The organism is Kineothrix alysoides (assembly GCF_000732725.1).
Taxonomy (GTDB): Bacteria; Bacillota; Clostridia; order Lachnospirales; family Lachnospiraceae; genus Kineothrix; species Kineothrix alysoides.
Genome location: NZ_JPNB01000002.1, coordinates 1,474,237 through 1,486,450, shown reverse-complemented (window position 1 = coordinate 1,486,450; position 12,214 = coordinate 1,474,237). Strand labels below are relative to the sequence as shown.

The following is a 12,214-nucleotide window of genomic DNA, read 5'->3' as shown; positions in this document are numbered from 1 at the left end:
TATATCAAAGGCCTATGCCTTTTTGACACCCTAATCCTATAAGGCAATCCGATCACCTGTGATGCATCCTTTGCGATACTGCCATGGATGTAGCAAACAGTACGGATAACGTCTTTTTAATCGAGGCGAAACCATAAATCATAAGAAATTAAATTCTAAATTTCATAATTTTCGACAAACTTTTACACTTGCATTCCGCATATACATATAATAATACTATAAGAAATCTCAAGGAGTAATTACATGGACTTTAACACTGGTGAATCACCCGGTGCTTCCGGCAATATGGGTGAAACCTCTAGTATTTTTGTAACTAACTTAGCACTGGAAGCCATAAATAACAATCTCTTCTTTGCCACAAAGTGGACCAGCCGGAATATGCAGTTTGCGCTCATGTCTGTACCTGTCGGTTCCGAAACCGGTTTATCTATAAACCAAAATTCAGATCAGTTTTTTTATATTGAACAGGGCAGCGCATTGATAACTATGGGCAACTGCGAAAATTGCCTTAATTTTCAATCACTCTTATACAGCGGGTTTGGGGCATTTGTCCCAGCCGGTATATGGTATAACGTAATTAATATGGGACCAATTGATTTGAAAATGTTTACAGTCTACGCACCGGCTTTTCATTCCTATAACGCAGTCTTTAACACGAAAGACGAATGGTTCACTAACAAGGAATCTTAGAAAAGTTATGAATATCCATAAAAATGCTGCTTGCACTTAAGACGCTGCTTAAATATATAATAACTTTTATGCAAAAAGACTATTGACAAAACATCTATAAGTAATTAAAATTCATTTAATGATAAAGATAAATGCAATGAAGGAAAGTAGTAAGCATGAATGAAGTTTCAGAGAGAGGATGGCTGGTGAGAATCCTTATGGAGTTCATGGTGAAGCAGTTCCGGAGCAGAGGAGCCCAAAGGCGCATTTGGAATGATATGCTTAGTAGGTTTCGACGTATTCCCACGTTACAGGGACACATCATGATTGTGATGGATGAGAGCAGGTTTTCCTGAATTTAGGTGGTAACACGGATATTAGCATATTCGCCCTAAGCGTAAAGATTTACGCTTGGGGCTTTTTCTTTGTCAGAACAGCTTTTGTTCCGCGCGCGCAGCTGCGTATCCATTGCTTATGTAATAGGGGTTCCTATTACAGAAAAAATATTAGGAGGTTTTTACTATGAGAACGTTTGAAAAATCATCGAAGCTTGACAATGTGTGCTATGACATCAGGGGACCTGTTATGGATGAGGCCAACAGAATGATTGCGGCTGGAGAGAAAATAGTGAAATTGAATATTGGAAATCCGGCGCCGTTTGGCTTCAGAGCACCGGACGCAGTAATAAAAAGCATGTCGGAAAATCTTACGAACACGGAAGGCTATTCGGATTCCAAGGGACTGATCAGCGCAAGAAAAGCAATCGCAGCATACTGCAGGAGCAAAAATATGCCTGATGTTTCTGTGGACGACATATATACCGGAAATGGCGTCAGCGAATTGATCACATTATGTATGCAGGGACTTTTAAACAGCGGTGACGAAGTGCTTGTTCCCTCACCCGATTATCCGCTGTGGACCGCTTCCATTACATTGTCAGGCGGAGTTGCTGTACATTACATATGTGATGAACAAAATGAATGGTATCCGGATATCGAAGATATGAAAAATAAAATTACGGATAAGACAAAGGCTATTGTCGTTATTAATCCTAATAATCCCACCGGTGCGCTCTATCCGAAAGAAATTCTTCTCCAGATCGTAGAACTGGCAAGACAGCATGGGTTAATTCTATTTGCCGATGAAATCTATGACCGCCTCGTTATGGATGGACTTGAGCATATCGCGTTAGCTTCGCTGGCGCCGGATTTACTGACCGTATCCTTTAACGGCTTATCAAAGTCTCATCTCTTAGCGGGCTATCGCTGTGGATGGATGTGTCTTTGCGGAGATAAATCCAGGGCAAAGGGATATATAGAAGGTATTAATCTTCTTTCTTCCATGAGGCTGTGTTCCAATGTTCCGGCACAATCCTTAATACCAACTGCACTGGAAAACCTTGAGGATGCCAAAAAGATGCTGCTGCCGGGAGGCAGAATCTATGAGCAAAGAGAGTATATATACAATGCCATAACCGATATTCCGGGGCTTAGTGTCGTAAAGCCCAAAGCAGCATTTTATATGTTCCCGTATGTGGATATTGAAAAATTTCATATTGTAGATGACGAAAAATTCGTATTGGATTTTCTTAAAGAAAAGAAGATACTTTTTACACACGGCGGCGGCTTTCATTGGGCAAAGCCCGATCATTTCCGTATCGTATATCTTCCTTGTGTTGATGAGCTTAGCATTGCGGCAGAGTCGCTTAAGGATTTCCTTCAGGATTATCAGCAGTGCGAATAATATGTGGAATGGTCTAATTAGGGTAAGAAGCATTGAATTTTTAATTATTTTCGGTTTCAATGCTTTTTTCCCTATTGACCGATTAGAATCTATTAAGCTTTCACCCGGTACCGTTTTCTTATTCTAGACTCGCTAATGACATCGGGATGAATATGCCTTTGACCCTTTGCGCTTCATAATATTGAGCCTTGGCTATCGTTGCGCCCTCACTGCTTTTGCTGCCTCCACCAAATTCTTAAGGCTCGCATCCGTTTCCGTAACACCCCTTGTCTTCAAGCCACAATCCGGGTTTATCCACAAATCATTTTTATCTATCTTTTCCAGCATTCTCTTCAAAGCCTGAACAATTTCTTCTACCGTCGGCACTCTCGGTGAGTGGATATCATACACCCCCGGACCTACCTCTGTCTCGAAATGATTTGCCTGCAAAGCGTCAATAATAGTGAGCTTTGAACGGGATGCTTCAAACGAAATAACATCTGCATCCATATTGTCGATATCCTTTACGATTTCCTCGAACTCACTGTAGCACATATGTGTATGAATCTGTGTTTCCGGATTCACTTTACTATGGCAGAGGCGAAATGCCGGAATCGCCCAGTCCAAATATTCACTGTACCATTCCTCCCGTCTAATGGGCAGCTTTTCCTTAAGCGCTGCTTCATCTATCTGTATCATTTTAATTCCTGCGCTTTCCAGATCACACACTTCTTCCCGAATCGCAATTCCTATCTGATATGCCATCTCCTGAAGGCTGATATCTTCTCTGGGAAATGACCAGTTCAATATAGTAACAGGTCCGGTAAGCATTCCCTTAACCGGCCTATCAGTTAAGCTCTGAGCATACTCGGAATATTTAACGGTAATGGGTCTGATACGCTTTACATCTCCAAAAATAATCGGAGGTTTTACGCATCTCGTGCCATAAGACTGAACCCACGCTTTTTCAGTGAATACATAACCGGCAAGATTTTCACCGAAAAACTCTACCATGTCATTGCGTTCAAATTCTCCATGCACAAGTACATCTATATCCAACTCTTCCTGTTTTCTGATACAATCTTCTATGAACAAAAATATTTGCCTGTCATATGTCTCCTGATCAATTTCACCTTTCCGGAAGCTGCTCCTGTTCTTCTTCACTTCCAGCGTCTGAGGAAATGATCCGATTGTTGTTGTTGGCAGCAACGGCAATTGAAAATGATTCTTCTGAATCTGCTTCCGTTCTTGCCTGTCCGATTTTCTCTTAAAGTCTTCTTCCGAAAGGGCGGAAACATCTGCCTGTACCTTCTTATCCTCATACAGCCTGGCCGTCTTAAATACCTTTTGATTATCTATATATTTACGAGATGCTTCAAAATCTTCTTCTGCCAGATAAGAAAGCTCATGAAGTTCACAAAGTTTTTCCTTTGCAAATGAAAAGTGCTCTCGGATACCGTCTTCAAGCTTTGTTTCATTTTCCAGGGTATACGGAACATGAAGCAGTGAACACGAGGTCGCTATAACAATTTGATTCGCATATTGCTTGATTTCGTTAAGCAGCTTTAGCGTTATTCGATAGTCACATTTCCAAATATTTTTTCCAATCACAACCCCGGCAAATAAGAACTTATCTTCCGGAAATCCATTTATTTCTATAAGCTCAAGCGTCTTTTTTCCTTCCAGGAAATCCAATCCGATCCCGTCAAAGGCCAAAGACACAAGCTCCCGGTAACAGTCTCTTACATCTCCGAAATAGGTCTGAAGCAACACCTTAGATTTATTTTTACCCTTCAATATTTCTTTATATAATGTTACAAATCGCGCAATATCTGCATTCGAAAGGTCAGTTACCAGAGCCGGTTCATCAATCTGAATCCACTCAGTACCAAGTCGTTCAAACCTTTCCAGAATATTCTTGTAACACTGAATGATATCTTCCATAAAATCATCCGCATTTTTTCCGTTATTATATTTTGCAAGCTTCAAAAAAGTAAACGCACCTATTAAGACCGGCTTTGTCTCTATTCCAATGGCTTTTGCCTCTTCATATTCATCGAAAGGTTTATTTCCCGAAAGTTTGATCTTCGTATCACTAGAAAGCTCGGGTACCAGGTAATGATAATTCGTATTAAACCACTTCTTCATAGCAAAGGCTTTTACATCACCTTGCGCACCCTGATACCCTCTTGCCATCGAAAAATAAACTCCATTTTCGCTGAGATTCAGCTCCCTGTATTCCCCGGGAATCGCATTCAGCAAAACAGTCGTATCCAGCATGCCGTCATAGAATGAGAAATCATTGGAAGATATATAATCAATGCCGGCATCCTTTTGTAACCGCCAGTGTTCTTCTCTTAAAGCCTTTCCTACGGCGTTTAATTCTTTTTCCGATATTTCTCCGCGAAAATATTTCTCTGACGCAAACTTTAATTCCCTTAACTTTCCTACTCTCGGAAAGCCAATTACTGCACTTTTCATCACCAATCTCCTTACTATTTCCATCAATACTGTCCTCTAAACAGCATAGTTTATTTTTATGAGCTTGAAAAATACAAAAAAATACGCATTTGATATAGTTTTAAACTATTTCAAATGCGCACTTATATTCATTTATTCCTCATCTTTTTGCTTAAAGGCTTTTATATAAACGAAGTTTTCATTGTCCCTGCTCATCAAATAATCATCATTAATCACTCCATCGATAAATTCTTTACCGCCTGTTTCCAATGCAACTATTTTCATCTCCAGTTCTTTTTCCACATCGCTTACTGTGATATCATCCAGGAAGACCTGCTCTCCCATCCTCAGCATATTGGACGGTATAAGTAATTCGTCTCCAAGACATTCCCCGTTATCCTTTCTTTCCCTTAACTGCTTTATCAAATCTTGTCCGGTTATAAGTCCCGATACCGTGATTGTCTCTCCAAAAAAATCATTCCGAATGCAGCATACGTTAATCTTTATTTGAGGGAAAAGCTCCGTGATCTGAGCCGCAAAGTTCTTAATCGTCGGGTAAGTAAGCTTCCCTGTGGCCATAGTGAGCGTTCTGGAAATATTGTTCTTGATTTTCTTGCATTCCAGGCTTTCCTTGAGCAGCTCCAGTGCCTCATCAAATTCATCGATGAAAGCTCTCATCATACCAACGCCATTTTCAAGCTGTATATAACCGTCATATCGTTCCTCTTCCGGGAAATCCCTTTCTGCAGTAATATACCATTCATCACTGGCATGAATAAAATGAAGTCCGTATTCCTCATAAAATTCCTTCTGCCTGCTTTCAATCATGTCAATCACTTCTCCGGCTTCTTTCTTATCGAATAGTTCCAGAGAAGCCAAATCCTTCCGGTACTTTGTAATTCCGGCAGGAACCACAGAAACACTTCGCATAAAAGGAAGGTATTTTGATAAATCTTCAATCGATCTTTCCAGCTCTCTTCCGTCATTCACATGCTTACATAATACAATCTGCCCGTTCATTTCGATGTGACCCTCAAACAGCATATCCAAATACTTGAGTTTATCTCCGGCAAATCTATTATGAAGCATTTTACAACGCAGTTCCGGATTAGTCGTTTGCACCGATATATTGATCGGATCAAGATGCAACCGTATAATTCTTTCAATATCCTTTTGCTGCATATTGGTCAAAGTTATATAGTTTCCCTGCAAAAAAGACAGTCTCGAGTCATCGTCTTTGAAATAAAGCGTTTCTCTCATTCCCGGAGGCATCTGGTCAATAAAACAAAAGATGCACTTATTGCTGCACGAACGATAATCGCTCATCAAGCTGTTGTCGAACTCTATTCCTAAATCGTCATCATAATCTTTTTCAATCTCCAGCAGCCATTCTTCATCGTCCTGCTTTTTGATTAATACTTCAATATATTCATCCTTAATTAAATATCTGTAATCGAATACATCCTCTATCTCTTCGTTGTTAATCGCCAGCAGGATATCACCTACTTCAATTCCCATTTCTTCCGCGATAGAATCCGGATATATCTCTTTGATCAGATGTCCCTGATTCTTTCTTCTGCTCAAATGTATCTTCCTTTCAAGCGAAAACCGGCAGGTGCCTATTTTCACAATAAATAAACCTGCAAATCAGGTATTTCTATTTTATATCATTAGTGCCCGTCTTTTGCACAATCGTAAATGTGATAAATTCCGCAGGCTTCGCCACCGCCACTCCTATAAGGCATATAAAACGGCCGTTATCAATATCATCACTGGTCATTGTACTCTTATCCGCCTTGATAAAAAATGCCTCATCCGGTATAACTCCGGCCAGCATCCCGCTCCTCCACGCACTTGTTAAAAAGTTCCCGATCGTTATCGTCATTCGGGCCCACAGTATCTGATTATTCTGTTCAAATATTGCCCATGTAATGCTTTGCCTAATCGACTCCTCAAGAAAAATAAACAACCGCCGTACATTTACATACTTCCATACACTATCAGATGAACAAGTGCGGGCACCCCATACCCGGATACCCATGCCCGGGAACACGCGAATCAAATTAATTCCCCCGGGATTGATTCTATCCTGTTCTTCCTGACTGTACATATATTCCACGCCGGTGCAACCGCGCACAACTTCGTTAGCCGGCGCCTTATGAACGCCCCGTTCATCGTCCGTGCGGGAATAGATTCCGGCGACTGCCCCGGACGGAGGAACAAAAATGCTTCGTTTCATCAGTGGATCGGAAATCTCTATCCACGGGTGATAAAAGGCAGCATTCGGGCTGTTAAATATCTCTCTATGAGACTGTACATCGGCCACGCTGTTTTTTCCTTGTGGCAAATCGAGAACAGCAAAGCGATTGCCAAGTTTATCACAGTGAGCAATCAAATCCTTCTGTACTTCTACATCAGTAATCCCCGGAATAGCTATAATACTGACATCCTTGTTATCTAAAAAGGCTTGCAGCCCTGTACGCTTTCCGAACTCCTGGCATTTACCAGTAAAGACTTTTGCATTAACAGCATCGACAGAACCGTCAGAACCTTCGCTCAATGTAACTGAATAAAACTCGCCGGCTCCAACTCCGGCAGGCGATAGGCAGGACGGTGCCTTTGTATCGCAGGTATTTACTTCGATACTTACTAATTTCGACTTCGTCAATTTATTCGCTATATAGTCAGAATCATCAGGATTGAATGAGACGGCGGAAATCACTTCCTCCATATAGATATCCATGCTGCGAATTGTGATATCGAACTTATCCGGAGCCGACGGCTTGAAACTGACACTCAGCTTATTTCCCCACGCACCCGGAGCTTTTGCCGTCAGCCTCATCTGACCGCCTTCTAATATACATGATGCCATTTTCGCATCTTCCGGCACTACCCTGGAAATATAACAACGGCTTCCCCCGTTAGCAAAATAATGTTCTACAGCGTAAGCCAGATAGCAGTAAGGGCCAAACTGATTTTCCGGCAGATAATACCCAAATATTGTTCTAAATTCCCCGAAACAACTGACCGGCACCGGCAAGCCGCCCACCGGCCCGCGCTCCGCCAAACCAATAAATCCGGTAATGCTGGTACTTACCCCTTCTATCGGCATGGGACCACTATCAAATTCTTCCACATATACTCCCGGAGATAAATATTCTGACATAATCTTCCCGATTCCAGATACCGTATCTGGCAACCAGTTCCTCTCTTCCTTTTTTTCTTCCACAGTATAAAAGTGTATCTTACCGAATGCCTAGTATAATAATATTTATTATTACATCAGTTTACTATCTATGTCCAGTTTTATGTACATTATTTTACAAGATACGTTTCCGGACAGGTACTGCACACTCCTCTCTCAGCAACGCATTACCTCTGCTTTTCCCAATCTCCAGCTTGACGCTATCGGTGCAAAAAACTTCTGCAGCAGACACATTTATACCCCATCCCCTATTCCATACCCTTCAGCACTTCCACCATATCCAGCCGTCTTATTCTCTTGGAGAAAAAAACTCCTGCGAGTACAGAAATGCCCAGTACAAATATTGCTGCATATATATAATCTCCTGCCGAGATCACCGCTTCATAATCATAACTGTCGCCATTGCTGTCAAACATATATTGCAGGATTATTTTTGCGAACGGCGTTCCCAGAAATATTCCGATGACAGACAGCCAAAGGTTCTGGATGGTTAGTATTTTCTGAATCTGCTTACTCTCAAATCCTAATACTTTTAATGTGGCAAATTCTTTGATTCTTTCGTTAAAAGACAGATTTCCCGAATTATACAAAACAACTACGATTAAAATGGCTGCAAAAACAATCAACACTCCTACCATCACATACATAATCTGCATCGATTGCATAAAAGCTTCCAATCGATCCGTTTTACTATGTGTGGCCGTAATCAAGCTGTTTGTTCGTTCCAAACCCGTAACATCCTCATTCGTAAACAGAAAAGCAGGTAAGAACTTATTGCCCGTCTCTTCGAAGTCCTTTCTTAGCATGGTAATACCGCTGCTCGTAGGATTTCTGCTGATTACCCCAACAGTAGCTCTATACCACTCATTTTTATCATAGATATGCCAATAAACCCCATCCCCTACTTCAACGCCAAGCGAAAGTGCAAGCTTAGAAGAAATGGCTACCGTTCCTTCCGGAATGGACACCTCCTCCTGCCTTACATTAGTAATTCCATAGAAGCCTTTCCCCTCTGTGACCACAACCCCCGTTGTCTTCTTATCGCCGGACAGCGCATGATCCTTGGCCGCAACCTCCACACTGTCTGCCATAATAAGCTCTCCGCCATACTGTTTCGAAAATGCATCCGCCTGCTGCGTCGTAATGTCCTTTGCAAATTGGATATTATAATCATAATTCTGCAATTTTGCAAAATTCCAATCATACACATTATCGAGCGTTGTATTGCAAGCTAATCCGCAAGCCATAATCATCATGCCGCAGGCTGTTCCAAAAATGCCCATAAAAGCGCGTAATCTGGCTCTCGAAATATCTCTCAGATTATACTGTACCGTAAACCCCAGCCCCTTCCAGAAGGGCAGCTTTTCGAAAATACAGTTCTTGCCGGACTTGGGCGGTGCCGGACGCAGCGCTTCGGATGGCTTTACACGAAGCAGTCTGCGGCAGCTTAAATACGATGTACAGGTGCAGACCAGAACAACAACTGCCGCTGCTATAAAAAATGAATTGTCATAAGCCGCCTTCCATTCAGGAATGGTATAAAAGGATACGAACAATTCTGTCAATGCCTGCCCCCACCACAATGGTCCGACAATTAAACCAAAAGCAGCTCCTAATGCGGATATGACAAAACTATACCCCAAGTAATGTCTCATAATTTTACTGTTTTTCATCCCAAGAGCATTCATGGTTCCAATCTGGGTTCTCTGATTAGCCACCATTCTGCTCATAGCAGTCATAATAACCAGCAGGGCAATCAGTACAAATACCATAGTAAATATATAAGCAAACTGCTCATGCTGGCTTAGCTCATCCGCCAGGACCTTCATTCCTGCAATGGAATCCTTATCCACAAATACGGCATAATCGCCATTTACCGCTTCAGATATTTCATTTTCCAAGGCCAGAACATCTTCTTTATCAGTAGACAAAATCATCTGCGTATACGGCATCATGGCAAGAAGTTTTTCATCACTGAGTCCATCGATTCTTTTCAGCAGCATTTCCTGTGTGATTGCGTCTTTCGTCAATCCGTTTGCTTCTAATTGTTCAAGTACGGCATCCAGCAGTTTCGTATGCTCCAGCACATCATTGGCAGTGATCTTTCCCGCAGCAATCAAATGCTCCACATATTCTCGCACAGGGAATGCCTTGTAGGACATATATACATAGGCTATATTCTTAAAATCTACATCCAAATCGGTGTCTGCACACATATAGCTGAATTCCGGTGAAGCAATCAGACCTGCTATTTTCTTTTCTACCGACACTCCATTATATGTAACCGCAAAATCATCCCCCACCGACAGGTCCCATTCCTTTGCAAAACGCTCAGATAACCATAAATGCTCTGTATCAGAAGGATTAAATTCAACCCCCTCTAACACATATGGCTTTGTCAGAAGATTCTCATCTTCCAGAAAAATCTCAATCTGAGCGTTGTTCTGCCCTACGGAAGTTCCGGTCACTTGCATACGCAACTGCGCATCAGTGACATCAGAAAGCTCTCTTACTTTCTTTAAATCCTCATCGGAGAATCCTTCTCCATATAGCCAGCCGTCTGCCAGATTTGTTTTCTGATGGAAATTATTCAGAGCATGATATGCTCCGACATTGCTGGCCTTGAGGAGGGTAAACATGCATACTGCCAGAAAAGATAACAAAAATACGGAAAAGAACTGTCCAAAATTAGTTTGCATCTCACGAAGCATTTTTCTTATGAGCATTACCAGTTTACCTCCCTTACCGGAAGCGGATGTTCATTATGTATTATTTCACGAATTTTTCCATTTTTCATCCGTATCACTTTATCCGCACACTTCGCAATATCTGCGTTATGTGTCACTATGATGACCGTATGATGCTTTTTTTTGCACAGATCCTGTAATAATTCGAGTACGGTGATTCCCGTCTCTGAGTCCAGTGCACCGGTCGGTTCATCTCCTAACACTATCCTCGGATTTTTTGCCAGCGCTCTTGCGATAGATACTCGTTGCTGTTCTCCTCCTGACATCTGGGAAGGAAATTTGTCCTTGTGTTCCTCTAACCCCACTGCTTTGAGAAGCTCTGTCGGTTCCAAAGCATCCTTTACTATGTTTTTTGTCAGTGCAATATTTTCATATGCGGTCAGACTCGGCAGCAAATTATAGAACTGGAATACAAAGCCGATCGTCTTCGCCCTATAATTGGATAACTGCTTGTCATTCATGGCGGAAACTTCCATGCCGTCAATAATCACTTTCCCCTGCGTCGGAACATCCATACCTCCAAGCATATTCAATACGGTTGATTTTCCGGCTCCTGACTGACCAAGAATAACAACAAATTCCCCCTTTTCGATAGTAAAGTCAACATGATTGACTGCAATCTGTTTTCCTTCTCCCGTTCCATAGGTTTTCACAACATCCTGAAATTCTACTAAGCTCATGCTTCTATTCACTCCTCCTCATTTTATGCTTTTACATATTCATATAACGCCTTCATAATCAGGCGAAAGTTTTCTTTTAATGCCTTTTCGTTCATCATGTCTTTATTTTCCAGAGCATATGCCATAATCTTCGGAAAATTAGCAATAACTCCATAATCCAGATTCTCCTTAATGCCTGTCGTATGATCCAATAAAATATGAATTACCTGTTCGTCACGCTCCTGATTATACATAAGCTCGGATGGAACCGTCTTTTTCAGCCATTCTTCATCTTCCGCAGTCATCTTGTATATAAGATTCTCCTGCGGATTAAAGAATGCGCTTTGGTACCACTCAAACAATTCATCAATGGTCATGGTTCCCTTTTTACTCAGCAATTGCTGAAAGGCATCTAATTTTTCCCTTCTCCACTGAGACATTACCTCCATAACAAGCATTTCCTTGGATGAAAAAAAATGATAGAAGGTCCCCTTTCCGATTCCGACCATTTTTGCAAGTTCTGAGATTTTCGTATTTTTAATTCCTTTCTCAAGCATTTGCTCCGACGCTTTTTCCAACAATCTTCTTCGGATCTGTTCTTTTTCTTCTTCTGAAAATATAGGCGGCATAGATTTCTCCTTTTATATGACCGTCAATATTATTCGGTCACATAAATTGTACTGCAACAGAAAAAGGAATGCAATGACGCACCCCTTTTGTATCTGATAAGATTTCTCAATATGGCTCAATCT

At 41.5% G+C, this 12,214-nt stretch carries 8 protein-coding genes and 1 other annotated feature; of the genes, 2 read left to right on the top strand and 6 right to left on the bottom strand.

What is annotated here, in order from left to right; all coding sequences use genetic code 11:
* Positions 1-243: 243 nt before the first annotated feature.
* Complete coding sequence (locus tag CC90_RS0117885) at positions 244-690, top strand: cupin domain-containing protein (protein WP_051869762.1); 447 nt, start codon at positions 244-246, stop codon at positions 688-690.
* Positions 691-817: 127 nt separating this feature from the next.
* Positions 818-1,066 (top strand) — a binding site (T-box leader).
* A 125-nt stretch (positions 1,067-1,191) separates the two neighbouring features.
* Complete coding sequence (locus CC90_RS0117875) at positions 1,192-2,412, top strand: pyridoxal phosphate-dependent aminotransferase (RefSeq protein ID WP_031392082.1); 1,221 nt, start codon at positions 1,192-1,194, stop codon at positions 2,410-2,412.
* 192 nt (positions 2,413-2,604) lie between these two features.
* Here CC90_RS0117875 and metE read toward each other — a convergent pair whose 3' ends face one another.
* The 6 genes from metE to CC90_RS0117845 form a co-directional block, all read right to left on the bottom strand.
* Complete coding sequence (metE, locus tag CC90_RS0117870; protein ID WP_031392081.1) at positions 2,605-4,872, bottom strand: 5-methyltetrahydropteroyltriglutamate--homocysteine S-methyltransferase; 2,268 nt, start codon at positions 4,870-4,872, stop codon at positions 2,605-2,607.
* A gap of 132 nt (positions 4,873-5,004) precedes the next feature.
* A complete protein-coding gene (locus CC90_RS0117865) occupies positions 5,005-6,435 on the bottom strand; it encodes a DUF512 domain-containing protein (protein ID WP_031392080.1) in 1,431 nt (476 codons plus the stop codon).
* Between the two features lie 73 nt (positions 6,436-6,508).
* On the bottom strand, positions 6,509-8,050 hold the full coding sequence (locus CC90_RS0117860; RefSeq protein WP_242843331.1) for a phage tail sheath subtilisin-like domain-containing protein: 1,542 nt from the start codon (positions 8,048-8,050) through the stop codon (positions 6,509-6,511).
* A 254-nt stretch (positions 8,051-8,304) separates the two neighbouring features.
* Entirely contained in the window at positions 8,305-10,782 is a 2,478-nt protein-coding gene (locus CC90_RS22600; protein ID WP_035315825.1) for an ABC transporter permease, read from the bottom strand.
* Positions 10,782-11,483: an ABC transporter ATP-binding protein gene (locus CC90_RS0117850; protein ID WP_031392077.1), complete on the bottom strand. Its 702-nt coding sequence runs from the start codon at positions 11,481-11,483 to the stop codon at positions 10,782-10,784. The genes CC90_RS22600 and CC90_RS0117850 overlap by 1 nt, the downstream gene beginning before the upstream one ends.
* A gap of 23 nt (positions 11,484-11,506) precedes the next feature.
* On the bottom strand, positions 11,507-12,091 hold the full coding sequence (locus tag CC90_RS0117845) for a TetR/AcrR family transcriptional regulator (RefSeq protein WP_031392076.1): 585 nt from the start codon (positions 12,089-12,091) through the stop codon (positions 11,507-11,509).
* Positions 12,092-12,214 lie beyond the last annotated feature (123 nt).